Genomic DNA, 14,904 nt, shown 5'->3' with positions numbered 1-14,904 from the left:
TTATCAATAATAATGGTTACCTTGAGTAATTATAATAATATAACAGAAAAGGTCTGCCTCTGTCCAGGGCGCAGGCCATAATTTTACAATTTCAAGGAAGGTCGGCAGGAAAGAGAAATAGGGTTTTCCCTGTCTCTATGATAAAATTTCAGTATCAATAATGGACGAGGGGATATAGTTGAACATTCAATTGGACAGCAAAAAAATAAAAGAGGCATGCGGGCTGGTTTCTTTTAGGAAAGGAGATACTTTTTTCCGTTCCAAAAAGGTAGTATTCAGCCGGTATGAGCCGGAATACTGCGAGGCAGATGTGATGGCCGCGGAGGATTTCCATGTGACGATCCAGGGGGACGGGAAAGGAGGCTATCATGCGGATTGCAGCTGTCCCAGGCTTGCTTCGGTTAAAACAGACTGCCAGCATATTGCCGCCGTCCTGCTGGCGATACTTGATCATCAGAAAAATGGCACAGCCCCATTGATGGATGTGGAAGGAGCGGGGCATGAGTCGCTGGCAGAAGGGCTGCTGACGATTTTCGAAAAAGAGCCTTCCCGCTCAAGCGGGGAACAGCTGCACTTCGAGAACAGGCAGCCTGCAGAAGCCTGCTTTACATGCATGCCGATATCTCTTGCAGATGGAAGCACCATGCTTGGAATGGAAGCCAGCATAGCTATGCACCCGGTCAGGGACATTAGGAAATTCCTTAAGGATGTAAAAGAAAGAAGCCAGAGTGCAGTTTCCCCCTTCTTTACATACGAACCTGCCGGGCATTATTTCCGGAAAGAAGATGATGCTGTTCTCCAGGAACTGATGCGGATCATTGAGGATGAGCAGGCCCATAAAGAAGGACAGACTTTAGAAGCTGACGCGTCTATCCTGCTGATCCCGCCTACCTCCTGGAGGCGGCTCCTTTCCCTTTTAACAGCTGCCCCGAAGGTACAGCTCAAAAATGGCGGGCATGTATACGAAGGCATCAGCGTGCCGGAAGAGCAGCTGCCATTAACGTTCCGTTTTGAGCTGGACGAAAATAAAGGCGGCCGGCTTGTGGTGAAAGGCATGGACAAAATCTTAATTCTGCAGGCCTATCAGTCTGTCTTGTACAGGGGTATGATCTATCAGCTTGAAAATGATGACTGCAAGCGCCTGGCAGACCTGAAGGGGATGCTCGCCGCTTCAGGAACGGACCGGATTCCCATCCAAAAGGATCAGGTCGGCTTTATGCTGGAAAAGGTCGTACCAGGATTGAAAAAGCTGGGGGAAGTGCATCTCCCGGGCGGGATCAAGACTCAGCTCATCCAGTCGCCGCTGACAGCCAAACTCTACTTGGACCGCCTGAAAAACAGGCTCCTGGCGAGCCTCGAGTTTCAGTATGACAATGTCGTCTTTAATCCGCTTGAGGAGAAGGAGTTCCATACAGATTTCCTTCTGATCAGGGATGAGGAAAAAGAAAGAACTATCCTCGAAGTGATGGAGGAAAGCAGCTTTGCCAGAACCGACAGCGGCTACTATCTCCAGAACGAAGAGCTGGAATATGAATTCCTGTACCGGCAGCTTCCAAAGCTTCAGACGATGGTCAAGGTCTATGCGACAACCGCAATCAGGAACCGAATCTTCAGGGAAAGCATTCATCCGCGCATTTCCGTTAAAGTGAAAAAAGAACGGACCAATTGGCTGGAATTCAAATTTGCCATGGACGGGATCCCTGAGCATGAAGTTCGCGGCCTTTTGGCTTCGCTTGAGGAAAAAAGGAAATATTACCGGCTGCGGGACGGGGCGCTGCTCTCCCTTGAATCCAGAGAGTTTGATGAAATCAGGCGGTTTTTGAATGAGGTTCCTGCCCAGGATGAGGATTTGGAAGAGGGGCTGAACGTCCCCATGGTCCCAGGGCTCCGCCTTATGGGATCACTGGAGGAAGGGGAGGTATTCAGCTTTGAAGAGTCTTTCCGGAACTTTATCGAGGAGGTCCGGACCCCTGGCAGCCGACAATTTGCCGTACCTGAAAGCCTGGAGCCTGTACTGCGCGACTATCAAAAACAAGGCTATCAATGGCTGAAAACATTGGCGGGCTATGGTTTCGGCGGCATCCTTGCAGATGATATGGGACTGGGGAAGACGCTTCAGGCTATCGCTTATATCCAGTCCGAGCTTCCTGCAATCAGGAGGTCCTCCCAGCCCGCCCTGATCGTATGCCCGTCTTCACTGACCTATAACTGGCACAGTGAATTTGAAAGATTCGCACCGGAGATCAAGAGCATAGTGATGGACGGAAGCAAATCTGATAGGGAGAAGATGCTGGCAGAAGCAGGAGAGCTGGATGTCCTGATTGTGTCATATCCGCTGCTCCGCAAGGACATCAGCAGCTATGAGAAACAGCCTTTCAGCACAGTCTTTTTTGATGAGGCACAGGCATTTAAAAATCCTGTCACCCAAACGGCTAGGACGGTTAAAAAAATCCAGGCAGGAAACCGGTTCGCTCTTACAGGGACACCGATTGAAAATTCTCTGGAGGAACTATGGTCGATTTTTCATGTGATCTTCCCGGAGCTCTTCCAGGGGCTCCGCGAGTTCAGCTTTCTCGACAGGAAAACAATCAGCAGGAGAACCAGTCTTTTCCTTCTCAGGAGATTAAAGTCGGATGTGCTTTCGGAGCTTCCGGAAAAAACGGAATATCTTGAGTCAGCCGAGCTGCTGCCAGATCAGAAAAAGCTGTATGCCGCCTATCTGGCCAAGCTCCGCCATGACACACTCAAGCACCTGGACAAAGACACGCTCCGAAAAAACAAGATCAGGATCCTTGCCGGACTCACCAGGCTGAGGCAGATCTGCTGCCATCCGGCTCTGTTCGTGGACGGATATAAGGGAAGCTCTGCGAAATATGAGCAGCTGCTCCAGATCATTAAAGAATCACGTTTGTCCGGCAGGCGGGTGCTGATTTTTTCCCAATTCACGAAAATGCTCGATATGATCGGCAGGGAATTGGCCAGGCAGGGCATCGGCTTCTTCTACCTGGATGGACAGACTCCCTCAGAGGAGAGGGTCAAGCTGTGCGGGCGCTTTAACAGCGGTGAGCATGACTTTTTCCTGATTTCCCTGAAGGCAGGCGGGACCGGACTGAATTTGACCGGCGCCGATACGGTCATCCTTTATGATCTCTGGTGGAATCCGGCAGTCGAGAACCAGGCTGCAGACCGGGCCTACAGAATGGGCCAAAGGCATAATGTACAGGTGATCAAGCTGCTGGCCCGCGGCACCATTGAAGAAAAGATGAACGAATTGCAGGATAAGAAACGGAATCTCATTGAAGAGGTCATCGAGCCTGGCGGAAAAAGTCAGGGAATGCTCACAGAGGATGATATCCGGGAGATATTGAACGTCTGACAATTTTAAAAAATAAGGACATAGGAGAAAAGCTAATGGCTAAAACAATCGCTGACAAATTGAATCTATTAAAGTACAAAAAGGCAGCCGTTCTCCATATGCCTGAAGGAAAGAACTATTTACCTGAACTGGAGAATTACAGTACCTGGCTTGCAGAAGGTACTTCCTACGATCTGGTTTTTGCATTTGTACTCGATATGCCTTCCCTGCAGGAAGCTGCTGCTGAAATCATAAATGGCCGTTTTCTGAAGCCTGGCGGCTATCTGTACTTAGCTTATCCGAAAAAGGGCAATAAGGTGTACGAAAGCTTCATCCATCGTGATGAACTGCTGGCGGGCCTGGGAGCCGATGAGGATGGCTATGTTAAAGGAAGCAGCATCAAATTCTCCCGGATGGTGGGGCTTGATGAGGTGTTTACGGTAGTGGGGCTTAAAGAAGATTCGGATGGTAAAAATAAAGCCTCTGCCAAGGCAAGCCAATGTGTGGATGATTATATCGATCAGATTCCTGAGGTAGAGAAAGATCTAGACGACCGGCCTGATCTGCTCTCATTCTACCAGTCCCTTACCCCGGGCTACCGGAAGGACTGGGCCAGGTATGTCTACAGTGCCAAGCAGGAAGCAACAAGGGATAAAAGGCGGGAAGAGATGAAAATGATCATGGCGGAAGGATATAAAAGCAGGGATTTGTACAGGAGAGACCGTTCGTAAGAATCTCACGCTGTCTGTACAGCCTAAAAGCAGAAGGCGGACAAGAATTCTGTTTTCCTGTAAGCCTCTGTACACGGGTGATGATTTGCAGAGCATGGACCATAACAGCAAGATTGAAGACGAAACCGGAAGCTTTATCCTGTAAAATGGCCATACAAAGCAGATGGACAGGAGGGAGTAGGTTGGAGAAGGTTTCTTTGTCTTTTGAAGAGATGTGGGAAAAAATCCTGGCATGTGACCGGACATATGACGGCCTCTTTTTTACAGCAGTGAAAACAACCAAAATCTATTGCAGGCCATCCTGCCGGTCAAGGAAGCCGAAAAAGATCAATGTTGAATTCTATTTTAGTAAAGCGGAGGCGGAGCGGAAAGGCTATCGGGCCTGTAAAAGGTGCCAGCCGGAAGTGGAGCATTCCCCTCAAGTCGGGCTGGTCCGGAAGGTCGTTGCTTTTCTGATCAATCATTATGGGGAAAAAGTGACGCTGCAGGATATTGCGGAGGATGCAGGGATGAGTGCATTCTATCTGGAACGGTTATTTAAAGAGGAAACATCGGAAACACCGCGCGAATACCTGGAAAAGGTCCGGGTGGATAAAGCTGCCCACCTGCTGGCTCACTCCGTGCTGACGAATTTGGAGATATGCTTTGAAGCAGGATTTCACAGCCCTTCAAGTTTTTATAAAAGCTTCCGGAAGTTGAATGGCTGCACGCCAAGTGAATACCGGAAACGAAAGCAGGTGCCTCAGGAATGAGGTGGAAAGACGGCCAGACTTCAATGGAGCTGGAGCTGCCTGCTCATTTTTCTTTCAGTGAAGCCCTCATCTTCCTGGGCAGGTCAAGCCAGGAGATCCTCCATTATGTTGAAGGTTCTGCAGTTTTTAAGGGGATTATCTTTGATGGGGAAGTGATCCTTCTGAAGCTAAGCTCTACAGAAACCCATCTTCAAGCGAGCTTTCTGCTTGGTCCTCCATCCGATAATGGAAGAAAGAAGGCAGCAGCATTTATTGAAGAGTGGCTTGATTTAAAGCGTGATGCAGGCGGATTTGCAGGGATGGCAGCTGGAGACCCTCTCCTGAAGGGTCTGGCAGAACGTTATGCCGGGCTGCGGATCATAGGAATCCCTGATTTATTTGAGGCGCTTGTCTGGGCGGTTATCGGCCAGCAAATCAATCTCACCTTCGCCTATAAGCTGAAAAAGGCTTTCACCGAAAAGTATGGGACTTGCTTTTCTTATGAGGGCCAGTGCTTTTGGTTATTTCCTGAACCAGAAAAGATTGCTGCCCTTGAACCGGAAGATCTGAAGCAGCTGCAGTTTACAGGCCGGAAAGCAGAATACATCATAGGAATTGCAAAACTGATGGCAGAAAAAAAGCTAGAGAAGGATAACCTGTCAGGCAAGCCGGGAGCAAGGGCTGTGCTGATGTCTCTTAAAGGAGTCGGGGCGTGGACCGCAGATTATGTACGGATGAAATGTCTCCTGGATTCTGCCGCATTTCCCATTGGGGACGCGGGGCTTCAGAACGCTTTAAAGCACCAGATGGGGCTTGACAGAAAGCCATTCATTGAAGAAATTGAAAAAGCCGCAAGCCGGTGGGATGGCTGGCAGGCTTATGCAGTCTTTTATTTATGGAGGTCTTTATATGAATAAAGTATATCGGGCTGATTACGAATCTCCGATCGGCACCATTGAAATTGCCGGCAATGACCAGGATGTTGTATCAATATTATTTACTGATCGTGAAAAAGCAGAATACCAGCTGGATAAAGGGCATCCTGATGCCATTAAACAATGCTGGCAGCAGCTGGATGAATATTTCAAAGGAGAACGCAGGGAATTTACTTTCCCATATATGATGGAGGGGACTGATTTTCAGCAGCGTGTCTGGAATGCTTTGACTTCCATTCCTTATGCCAGCACAGGCACTTACAAGGATATTGCTTCCCTGGTTGAAAACGAAAAGGCGGTAAGGGCAGTAGGGACAGCAAACGGAAGAAATAAGCTGAGCATCGTTCTTCCCTGTCACCGGATCATTGGCACAAATGGAACCATGACCGGATATGCCGGGGGGATTTGGAGAAAAGAATGGCTTTTGGAGCATGAGCGGAAGCATTTCAGCATAAAGAGCTGAGAAATAGCTGTCAGGTATTCTTCCCTCTTATGTTAATATTTAGAAAATAATGATAATATAATAGGAAAATGCTATGATGGGAGGCCTTCCATGGACAGGAAACACAACGATCTAATCGGTGATATTCTTGAAAATGCAGGGGAAAAAGATAACTTCATCGGAAAGGGCAAGCCGCTGCCTAAAGAGTATTTGGAGCAGGATACCTACCAGCGCTTTCAGAAAATCGCCAAGGATGCCGGCTATTTGCCGCCATGGCTCAAGCTCCAGAAAGAAATCTCCGAAATGGTCCATTCATGCCATTCAGAGCAGGACGCTGCTGCAATCAACGAAAAGATCAGAAAATACAATATGGCATGCCCCCCGCCGATGCAGAAGAACATCATCCGTTTCAGCGACCTGGAACAGGCAAAGAGAATCTGGCAGGTATAGGGTACTTTAACAGCTGGCTGCTTACGGGCGGCTTTTTATTTTGTTAAAGAGAGGATTTATGCCCAGGCTATCACTCCTGCGACGTTGTTTTCCAGTAAATAACACGAATCCTTGCAGTAAAAAAGGGAAAACCCCAATGGGAGGGTGATTGCATTGGAGATTGAAAAAAAGGTGTATGATAATGACGAGGACGTGTATATCCAGGTCGGAAAGTACAAGATGATTGTGGAAAAAAGGTATAATGTCCTCTCCTGGCTGAATGATTTCTTTCTTGGCGTTTTGTATTTCATTGGAAGCATCCTGTACCTGATAGATGTGGATCAAAGAATAGCTATTTCATTTTTTCTCGCTGGCAGTATCCTTATGATTGCCAGGGCGGTTTTGAATATATTGAAGGACTTGCATATCAGGAGTATTAAGCCGGGCAGCGGGAAAGGGAGATGGAAGGAGCAAGAAAATGAATAGTGGCTGGAGATCGGGAGGAGTGAATGCTGTCTCTCGATTTTTATTTTTTTGGCAAATTTCGATTCTGGTCTTTCTTCTGAACTGGGCTGTGAAGTCGCTTTGAACCCGTACGAAGTTAAGATACCAGAAAGAACCAGATAAAAGGAAAGGGGTGATCCTGATGAGGTCACTCCTTTTTTATAAATGGGAAACTGCAACATTAAAACTTTGTAAATATTTTAGTAAAAATATTGATTTATTTACTAAAAGTTATAAAATAAATGTAAGCGATTTATTTTTTGAACGGAAGGAGGCTGCATATGGCGACTATCAAGGAGATTGCAGAAAAAGCAGGGGTATCGATTGCCACTGTTTCCAGGGTTCTTAACTATGATGCTTCCCTGTCGGTGACAGACGATACACGCAAGAAGATTTTTGAAGCTGCTGAAGAGCTTGATTACAAGAAAAAGCCGGCCAAAAAGGATGCTGCCTTAAAAATTGCTGTCATTCACTGGTACACAGAGAAAGAAGAACTGGAAGATCTGTATTATATGTCGATCCGCTATGGCATCGAGCAGCGCTGCCAGCAGCTGGGCATCCAGTATGCCAACTATTTTTACGATGACCTGGAAAAAGCCAAGGGTGAAAGCCTTCAGGGCGTCATAGCTGTCGGGAAGTTCAGCAAAGCGCAGGCAGATGCTCTTGGAGAAATCACCGACGCTCTTATTTTTGCAGATTACAGCCCGGATGAAGACCGGTATGATTCGGTTGTCGTGGATTTTGAAAAAGCGGCCGTCAAAATACTTGACTATTTAATGGGTAAACATCATAAATCCATCGGCTATATCGGCGGACAGGAAATCTTTAAGGACGAATCGGGCGGAATTGAAGATGCGCGTGAAAAGGCTTTTAGAAATTATATGGCCAGCCGCGGGCTTCTGGATGAAGGGAATATCTATATCGAAAGCTTTACAGTGAGCAGCGGCTATATGCAGATGAAAAAAATGATTGAAGATAAAGGGGAAAGTCTCCCGACAGCAGTATTTTCAGGCAATGACCTTATTGCCATCGGCTGCCTGAGAGCCCTTCATGAAGCTGGCATCCAGGTTCCAGAGCGGGTGAATGTGATCGGAATTAACGATATCAGTGTATCGAAGTATATATTCCCATCACTGACAACCTTGAAGGTGCATACAGAACTGATGGGTGAGACAGCTGTCGATTTATTGCTGGAAAGAAACCAGGGCAGGAAGATTGCGAAGAAGGTGTTCCTTGCAACAGAACTGATTGCCCGCAGCAGCAGTTTTTAATTTTGTGAAATAAGGAGACAACGATATGGAACAACACACATTAATCAATGACTTTCAGGCCATTTATCCAGACTCTATGAATGGAGAGGCAAGGCTGTTTTTCTCCCCTGGGCGCATCAACCTGATCGGGGAGCATACAGACTATAATGGCGGCCATGTCTTTCCTTGTGCCATTACTTTTGGGACTTACGGGGCTGCGAAAAAGCGGAGCGACAGGCTGGTCAGAGTATATTCGAAGAATTTTCCGGAAGCAGGCATCATCGAATTTTCCCTGGATGGTCTTGAATATAGAAAAGAGCATGGCTGGGCGAACTTTCCGAAAGGCATGATTGCTTATATAGAGGAAGCTGGATGGGAGCTTCCATCCGGAATGGATATACTCGTGTATGGCAACATTCCGAATGGCGCCGGACTTTCTTCATCTGCTTCACTGGAAATGCTGGTCGGAGTGATCGTTAATGAACTCTTTGAATGTAATATTGGCAGGATCGACCTTGTTAAGCTGGGAAAAAAGGTCGAAAACGAATTTATTGGCGTCAACAGCGGCATCATGGATCAGTTTGCCATCGGCATGGGCCAGTCCGGCAGCGCCATCCTGCTTGACTGCAATACCTTGAAGTATGAATATGCTCCTATTAATCTGGAAAACTATCAGATTATGATCATGAATACGAACAAGCGCAGGGAGCTGGCAGATTCAAAATATAATGAACGGCGGAGCGAATGTGAAGCAGCGCTTGCCAGGCTTCAGTCTAAGCTTTCCATTTCATCACTTGGGGAATTATCAGAGGATGAATTTGAACAGCATAAGCAGCTGATCGGAAATGAAGTCCTTCTAAAAAGGGCGAAGCATGCTGTCTATGAGAACCAGAGGACGCTAAAGGCATTCAAGGCTTTGCAGGAAGGGCGCCTTGAAGAATTCGGGAAGCTGATGAATGAGTCGCATCAGTCGCTGAAGAATGATTATGAAGTAACCGGAAAAGAGCTTGATGCTCTGGTGGAAGCCGCCTGGCAGCAGGAAGGCACACTTGGGGCCCGTATGACTGGTGCAGGGTTTGGCGGATGTGCGATTGCGATTGTTGAGAAAGACAAAGCTCCTTCTTTCATTGAAATGGTAGGCAAGAAATACATGGAAAGAATCGGCCATGCTGCAGATTTCTACGCAGCAAGTGTTGGAGATGGAACCAAGGAATTCATTTTGGAGGTGCAGGAATGAGTATTTTAGTTCTTGGCGGTGCAGGATATATCGGTTCACATGCAGTTTATCAGCTGATTGACCAGAATTATGAAGCGGTGGTTGTCGATAGCCTGGAGACAGGCCACAGGGAAGCGGTTCACCCTGATGCGAAGTTTTATCAGGGGGACATCCGTGATAAGGAGTTTCTGCGCAGTGTGTTTGAAAAGGAAAGCATTGACGGCGTCCTTCATTTTGCGGCCAACTCGCTTGTAGGCGAATCTATGGAGAGTCCGCTGAAATATTTCAACAATAATGTCTACGGTACTCAGGTCCTGCTCGAAGTGATGACCGAGTTCGATGTGAAGAATATTGTGTTCTCCTCGACCGCTGCCGCCTATGGAGAGCAGAAAACAATGCCGATCACGGAAGAGATGCCTGCCAATCCTACGAATGCCTATGGCGAAACCAAGCTGACGATGGAAAAAATCATGAGATGGTGCGAGACGGCCCATGATTTAAAATATGTATCACTCCGTTATTTCAATGTGGCGGGAGCAAGGCCGACAGGAGAAATCGGCGAAGACCATCAGCCTGAAACACATCTGATCCCGATCATTCTCCAGGTCGCCCTTGGACAGAGGGAGCATATTTCAATATTCGGCGATGATTATGACACAGAGGATGGAACCTGCATCCGCGATTACATCCATGTCGAAGATCTAATCGATGCCCATCTGCTTGCCCTCCAGTATCTGCAGAATGGCGGAAAAAGCGAGATTATTAACCTTGGAAGCGGGCAGGGCTTTTCTGTTAAGGAAATGATCGAGGCAGTCCGTGAGGTGACCGGGCATGAGATTCCGGAAAAAGTCGTTCCGAGAAGAAGCGGGGACCCAAGCACCCTCATCGCTTCCTCGCAGAAAGCAAAAACAGTTCTCGGATGGAATCCGCAAAGAACAAGCATCAAGCAGATTATTGAAGATGCCTGGAGCTGGCATCAGGCACATCCGCACGGCTATAACGAATAAGGAGGGCTTGGAATGGACGTATATACGAGCATAGAGACGCTGGTGAGCAGGGCAGCAGCCCTCGGAATGATTGAGCAGCGGGACACCATTTATGCGCGAAATCAGATCATGTCTTTGATTGGGCTTGTCGACTATCCGGAGCATGCCGAAGCAGGGGAAATGAGTATTCCTGATCTTTTGGAAAACCTCGTTGAGCATGCGGCGGCTGAAGGCATTATTACCAGCCTGGAAAGCGACAAGGACATTCTGTCCGGCAAAATCATGGATGTGCTTGTTCCAAAGCCTTCTTCTGTGAATAAAGAGTTCTATGAGAAGTATGGGGATAGCCCTGCAGAGGCTACCAGGTATTTTTACAGCCTCAGCCGGAACAGCAACTATATCCAGACAAAAAGCATTGCAAAGAATATCAATTATAAAATCGCCACCGCTTATGGCGAACTGGACATCACTATCAACCTGTCCAAGCCGGAGAAGGATCCGCAGCAGATAGCACGCGAGCGGGAGATGAAGGTTGTTTCCTCCAAATATCCGAAATGCCTGCTGTGTGCAGAAAATGAAGGTTATGCAGGACGGCCGGGGCACCCGGCGCGCTCCAACCACCGGATCATCGACCTGGAGCTTGCTGATGAACCGTGGTTCCTGCAGTATTCCCCGTATGTATATTATAACGAGCACTGCATCGTCCTTTGCGGGGAGCACCGCGACATGAAAATCGACCGCAGCACTTTTGTGAGGCTGCTGGAATTCACAGGAAAGTTCCCGCATTATTTTCTTGGCTCCAACGCTGATTTGCCGATAGTAGGCGGATCCATACTCAGCCATGATCATTATCAGGGCGGCAATTATGAATTTGCCATGGCAGGTGCGGATGAAATCGGCTCGTTCCAGCTGAGCCGTTTCCCCGCTATAAGCGCCAGCATGCTGAGATGGCCGTTATCTGTTATCCGCCTAAGAGGTCAAAAACAGAAAGAGCTTGCAGATGCGGCAGAGATGATCCTTGAAGCATGGGTTCAATACAGTGATACAGAAGCTGAAATAGAGGCATTTACAGGAGAGACGAGGCATAACACTATTACACCGATTGCGAGAATGCGGGATGGACTTTATGAATTGGATCTTGTCCTCAGGAACAACCGCACAAACACTGAGCATCCGCTCGGCATTTTTCATCCCCATGCCGATGTCCATCATATTAAAAAAGAGAACATCGGCCTGATTGAAGTGATGGGTCTGGCTGTTCTCCCGGCGCGTTTGGAAAAGGAAATCAGTGAGATAGAAAAGTTCCTGCTGGATCAGCATTCAGAGGTAAAGGACTACCATATGCCATGGGCCATTGATATGAAAGAAAAGTATGCGTCTGAGTTAAACAGGGAAAATGCCAAGGCCATTATTCGCCAAGAAATAGGGTATAAGTTTGTAAGGGTCCTTGAAGATGCAGGCGTGTTCAAGCAGACTGAATCGGGCCTGGCGGCATTCCGCAGATTTGCTGATTTTCTGGCGGAGCTAGATTAATTGCAGAATCTGGAACACATATTTTAAATGAATGGGAGTCTTGCAAATGAAGGCAGTTAGAGAGAAGTTTGCAGAGCAGGATGGACGGACAGTTTCCATCTTTACACTGGTAAATGGACAGGGAATGGAGGTTTCCTGCCTTGATTATGGGTGTATTATCACGAAAATCCTTATGCCGGACCGGGATGGGCGGATGGAAAATATTGTCCTGGGCTTTGATACTCTGGAAGAGTACCAGCAGCATTCCCCATACTTTGGAGCAGTTTGCGGGCGCCATGCCGGAAGGATTGCCGGCGGGGCATTTGAGCTGAATGGAAAAACCTATAAGCTGGCCAAAAATAACGGCGGAAATAATCTTCACGGCGGAATAGAGGGGTTTGATAAAAAGCTCTGGGATGCAGAAATCTCTGAAGGGCCGGATTATGCAAGCGTCATTTTCAGATATGTCAGCAAAGATGGCGAAGAAGGCTATCCAGGAAATCTCGAGATGAAGGTTACTTACACATTGAATGACCGGAACGAGCTGGAGATCAGCTATGAAGGAACCAGTGATGAAGATACGATTGTCAATGTAACGAATCATTCGTACTTTAATCTGAGCGGAGATTTGAAAAGGGATATCCTCGATCATGAACTGACGCTTAAAAGTGACCGGTTTGCGGAACTGAACGAAGCACTCATTCCGACCGGCAAGCTCGTGCCTGTCAATGGAACGGTATTTGATTTTACAGAAGGCCGAAAACTCAAGGATGGGAACACTTCGGATAATCCGCAGAATATACGGGTCGGCAGCGGCTATGACCATCCATTCCTGCTCGCTGAAAATGAGAATGAAGAAATCAGCTTATATGACGCAGAAAGCGGCCGGCGCCTTGTAGTTGAAACTGATCAGCCTGCAGTTGTCCTTTATACAAGCAATACACTGGAGGGGCCATTTTCCATTCGCGGCGTTACAGCCGCCAATCACCTGGGGGTATGCCTGGAGACCCAGGGGCTGCCGGATGCGGTGCATCACCCGGAATTTCCATCATGTATTTTGAAAAAAGGGGAAGCTTACCGGTCGGTTACTACTTTTAGGTTTTCACAAGCATAATTATTAGCCGGCAGGGCATCGCCTGTACAGTCTGAACTGTACAGGTTTTTTCTACTGATACCTGACACTACCCAGAAATTTCAGCTTGCCTTGTGCACGCCAATCTTCCCTGCTGTATTGCAGATTATAAATCAAAAGTAAGCAATTAACTTCATGGTTCAATTTTTCGCCCAGCAAGTTTACAAATCGCGGGATCACATACTCATCATAAGAACACCCCTCCAGCAATAGAGGGAGGCTCCTCACTCCTTGAACGAGAAAGTCAGATTCCATAAAATCCTCATCCGTATCAATTCCTGAATCTTTTTCAAATAAAGATGGCAACGCATCTCCTTCTTCATCGTAGGATAGAGTAAGGTATTCCTGAAGTTCTTTTTCGGATGTCAGATTCCCTGCCCAAAGCGATACATACCCATCTTGCCCCATAAAGAACTGCCTCCAATCTGTTTTCTTATTCATCAGGATTATATCTATTTTGAAGGGAGTTATAAACGATGAAACGGTTAAAGCTGTTTGCAGGGCTTTTCTTGAGAGAGCCTCTATGGTTCAGGATTTTAATTGCAGGTTCTCTGCTTTTGTCTATTCTATTTAGCAGTTCTGTTTTTGCAGATGGCGGTTCATTCTTTCAAGGAGCTTCTAAAGCGGCGGCTGCCATCTTCTTTGGGGCTTTGGGGATGAAACTGAAGGCAAGCCGGGGGGCTGGAGCCGCTATGTTTTTAGCATCTGCAATATGCCTCGTTCTGGCAGCATCGGCATTTTACCAATAGATGAAGATGCTGGAGATGCATATTAGAAGACCTGTTTACGGAGATACAGCGGAACTGAATGACTTTTTTAGAATGGTGATCACCGATACGTTTAACAAGGAAGGCATCGGAGGGCTTTTAGATGATATTGAGAAAGAGATTGAAGTAAAAAAAGAGTACCTGCTGGAGGATCTTTCAAGCCGGGGGGAGAACCGGTATTTTCTGCTTGCACAGGTGGATGGGAAAATGATCGGTACTGTTGAATTTGGGCCCGCCGGCAGTCTGATCCTTGAAGGCACTGGCGGGGAGTACAGAGGTTTATTTGAAGTGGGCACAGTTTTTGTCCACCCTGATTTTCAAGGCAGGAGAATTGGCAGCAGTCTGCTGGGCAGTCTGTATTCTGTTTTTCAGGAAAGGGGAATAAAGGAGTTCTGCCTCGACAGCGGGTACAAAAGAGCCCAGGAAATATGGAAGCGGAAGTTCGGACAGCCAGAGGTTGTAATGGAAGACTATTGGGGAAAGGGTTCCCATCATATGATTTGGCGGCCGGGGACGGATGAACTGCTGGGAAGTTTCAGTTAAGATAGCGGAACTTAATTTCATTGTTTTCGTATTAGATACAAAAGAGTGCTAAAAGAAGGAGGAGTACCGGTGAAAAAAATAGCTGGGGAATGCCCAAAATGCGAAGGGAAGGAATTAGGCAAAGGCAGTCAGCACGGATATGGGACAATCATACCCGACAATAAGATGAGCTTTGGATCACCCGTTGAGCATATCATCTGCACTTGCTGCGGGTACATAATTGAAAGCTATGTTACAAAGCCGGAAAAATTTAAGGGGACTATTTTCTAAAAGAATGCTGCCGGTGCTGCCGGTACTGCCTGTGCCAGGTACCGTCTGTGGACAAATAGCGGTATTGTCTTTTTGCGGTGCCAGGTACGCGAAACAGAAGG

General features: G+C 47.3%; 16 protein-coding genes. 15 read left to right on the top strand and 1 reads right to left on the bottom strand.

All coding sequences use genetic code 11. The features are described 5' to 3' along the window. Positions 1–178 precede the first annotated feature (178 nt). The 12 genes from ACQCVH_RS14565 (at position 179) to ACQCVH_RS14510 (ending at position 13,205) form a co-directional block, all read left to right on the top strand. The gene (locus tag ACQCVH_RS14565; RefSeq protein WP_426836373.1) at positions 179–3,376 is read left to right on the top strand and encodes a DEAD/DEAH box helicase; all 3,198 of its coding nucleotides are present in this window, start codon (positions 179–181) and stop codon (positions 3,374–3,376) included. Positions 3,377–3,411: 35 nt separating this feature from the next. Beyond that, positions 3,412–4,086, top strand: coding sequence for a YdeI/OmpD-associated family protein (locus tag ACQCVH_RS14560; RefSeq protein ID WP_426836372.1), 675 nt, complete (start codon positions 3,412–3,414; stop codon positions 4,084–4,086). Positions 4,087–4,298: 212 nt separating this feature from the next. Then, a complete protein-coding gene (locus tag ACQCVH_RS14555; RefSeq protein ID WP_426836473.1) occupies positions 4,299–4,838 on the top strand; it encodes a bifunctional transcriptional activator/DNA repair enzyme AdaA in 540 nt (179 codons plus the stop codon). Then, a complete protein-coding gene (locus ACQCVH_RS14550) occupies positions 4,835–5,734 on the top strand; it encodes a DNA-3-methyladenine glycosylase family protein (RefSeq protein WP_426836371.1) in 900 nt (299 codons plus the stop codon). Before ACQCVH_RS14555 ends, ACQCVH_RS14550 begins: the two co-directional genes overlap by 4 nt. Continuing rightward, complete coding sequence (locus ACQCVH_RS14545; protein ID WP_426836370.1) at positions 5,727–6,215, top strand: methylated-DNA--[protein]-cysteine S-methyltransferase; 489 nt, start codon at positions 5,727–5,729, stop codon at positions 6,213–6,215. Before ACQCVH_RS14550 ends, ACQCVH_RS14545 begins: the two co-directional genes overlap by 8 nt. 90 nt (positions 6,216–6,305) lie before the next feature. Beyond that, a complete protein-coding gene (locus ACQCVH_RS14540) occupies positions 6,306–6,644 on the top strand; it encodes a DnaJ family domain-containing protein (protein ID WP_426836369.1) in 339 nt (112 codons plus the stop codon). Positions 6,645–6,788: 144 nt separating this feature from the next. Then, positions 6,789–7,109: a YrhK family protein gene (locus tag ACQCVH_RS14535; RefSeq protein ID WP_426836368.1), complete on the top strand. Its 321-nt coding sequence runs from the start codon at positions 6,789–6,791 to the stop codon at positions 7,107–7,109. Between the two features lie 299 nt (positions 7,110–7,408). Further along, a complete protein-coding gene (locus ACQCVH_RS14530) occupies positions 7,409–8,398 on the top strand; it encodes a LacI family DNA-binding transcriptional regulator (protein WP_426836367.1) in 990 nt (329 codons plus the stop codon). A gap of 25 nt (positions 8,399–8,423) precedes the next feature. After that, on the top strand, positions 8,424–9,614 hold the full coding sequence (locus ACQCVH_RS14525) for a galactokinase (RefSeq protein ID WP_426836366.1): 1,191 nt from the start codon (positions 8,424–8,426) through the stop codon (positions 9,612–9,614). Further along, on the top strand, positions 9,611–10,600 hold the full coding sequence (gene galE / locus ACQCVH_RS14520; protein WP_426836365.1) for a UDP-glucose 4-epimerase GalE: 990 nt from the start codon (positions 9,611–9,613) through the stop codon (positions 10,598–10,600). The genes ACQCVH_RS14525 and galE overlap by 4 nt, the downstream gene beginning before the upstream one ends. Before the next feature lie 12 nt (positions 10,601–10,612). Continuing rightward, positions 10,613–12,112 carry a UDP-glucose--hexose-1-phosphate uridylyltransferase gene (gene galT / locus ACQCVH_RS14515; RefSeq protein ID WP_426836364.1) on the top strand — a complete coding sequence of 500 codons (1,500 nt, stop codon included), beginning with the start codon at positions 10,613–10,615 and terminating at the stop codon, positions 12,110–12,112. 46 nt (positions 12,113–12,158) lie between these two features. Next, positions 12,159–13,205 carry an aldose epimerase family protein gene (locus ACQCVH_RS14510; protein WP_426836363.1) on the top strand — a complete coding sequence of 349 codons (1,047 nt, stop codon included), beginning with the start codon at positions 12,159–12,161 and terminating at the stop codon, positions 13,203–13,205. Between the two features lie 51 nt (positions 13,206–13,256). Here the strand turns inward: ACQCVH_RS14510 and ACQCVH_RS14505 are convergent, their stop codons facing one another. Then, entirely contained in the window at positions 13,257–13,631 is a 375-nt protein-coding gene (locus ACQCVH_RS14505) for an immunity 22 family protein (RefSeq protein WP_426836362.1), read from the bottom strand. 68 nt (positions 13,632–13,699) lie between these two features. Here ACQCVH_RS14505 and ACQCVH_RS14500 point away from each other — a divergent pair, with 68 nt between their 5' ends. The 3 genes from ACQCVH_RS14500 (at position 13,700) to ACQCVH_RS14490 (ending at position 14,803) form a co-directional block, all read left to right on the top strand. After that, positions 13,700–13,972 (top strand): hypothetical protein, encoded by a 273-nt coding sequence (locus tag ACQCVH_RS14500; protein ID WP_426836361.1) that lies wholly within the window; start codon positions 13,700–13,702, stop codon positions 13,970–13,972. Positions 13,973–13,978: 6 nt separating this feature from the next. Next, positions 13,979–14,533 (top strand): GNAT family N-acetyltransferase, encoded by a 555-nt coding sequence (locus ACQCVH_RS14495; protein WP_426836472.1) that lies wholly within the window; start codon positions 13,979–13,981, stop codon positions 14,531–14,533. A gap of 69 nt (positions 14,534–14,602) precedes the next feature. Next, a complete protein-coding gene (locus ACQCVH_RS14490; RefSeq protein ID WP_426836360.1) occupies positions 14,603–14,803 on the top strand; it encodes a transcription initiation factor TFIIIB in 201 nt (66 codons plus the stop codon). Positions 14,804–14,904: the final 101 nt, after the last annotated feature.

This window comes from Bacillus infantis (assembly GCF_050107595.1).
Classification (GTDB): domain Bacteria; phylum Bacillota; class Bacilli; order Bacillales; family Cytobacillaceae; genus Bacillus_AB; species Bacillus_AB infantis_C.
The sequence above is the reverse complement of the archived record's forward strand: the minus strand, read 5'-3'. Positions and strand labels throughout refer to the sequence as shown.

Excerpts from the sequence above, each read along its gene's own strand:
- ACQCVH_RS14560 (WP_426836372.1), top strand. The coding sequence starts at position 3,412 with ATGGCTAAAACAATCGCTGACAAATTGAATCTATTAAAGTACAAAAAG.
- ACQCVH_RS14550 (WP_426836371.1), top strand. The coding sequence starts at position 4,835 with ATGAGGTGGAAAGACGGCCAGACTTCAATGGAGCTGGAGCTGCCTGCT.
- galE (WP_426836365.1), top strand. The coding sequence starts at position 9,611 with ATGAGTATTTTAGTTCTTGGCGGTGCAGGATATATCGGTTCACATGCA.
- ACQCVH_RS14545 (WP_426836370.1), top strand. The coding sequence starts at position 5,727 with ATGAATAAAGTATATCGGGCTGATTACGAATCTCCGATCGGCACCATT.
- ACQCVH_RS14525 (WP_426836366.1), top strand. The coding sequence starts at position 8,424 with ATGGAACAACACACATTAATCAATGACTTTCAGGCCATTTATCCAGAC.
- ACQCVH_RS14495 (WP_426836472.1), top strand. The coding sequence starts at position 13,979 with ATGCTGGAGATGCATATTAGAAGACCTGTTTACGGAGATACAGCGGAA.
- ACQCVH_RS14510 (WP_426836363.1), top strand. The coding sequence starts at position 12,159 with ATGAAGGCAGTTAGAGAGAAGTTTGCAGAGCAGGATGGACGGACAGTT.
- ACQCVH_RS14505 (WP_426836362.1), bottom strand. The coding sequence starts at position 13,631 with ATGGGGCAAGATGGGTATGTATCGCTTTGGGCAGGGAATCTGACATCC.
- ACQCVH_RS14540 (WP_426836369.1), top strand. The coding sequence starts at position 6,306 with ATGGACAGGAAACACAACGATCTAATCGGTGATATTCTTGAAAATGCA.
- ACQCVH_RS14500 (WP_426836361.1), top strand. The coding sequence starts at position 13,700 with ATGAAACGGTTAAAGCTGTTTGCAGGGCTTTTCTTGAGAGAGCCTCTA.
- ACQCVH_RS14530 (WP_426836367.1), top strand. The coding sequence starts at position 7,409 with ATGGCGACTATCAAGGAGATTGCAGAAAAAGCAGGGGTATCGATTGCC.
- ACQCVH_RS14555 (WP_426836473.1), top strand. The coding sequence starts at position 4,299 with ATGTGGGAAAAAATCCTGGCATGTGACCGGACATATGACGGCCTCTTT.
- galT (WP_426836364.1), top strand. The coding sequence starts at position 10,613 with ATGGACGTATATACGAGCATAGAGACGCTGGTGAGCAGGGCAGCAGCC.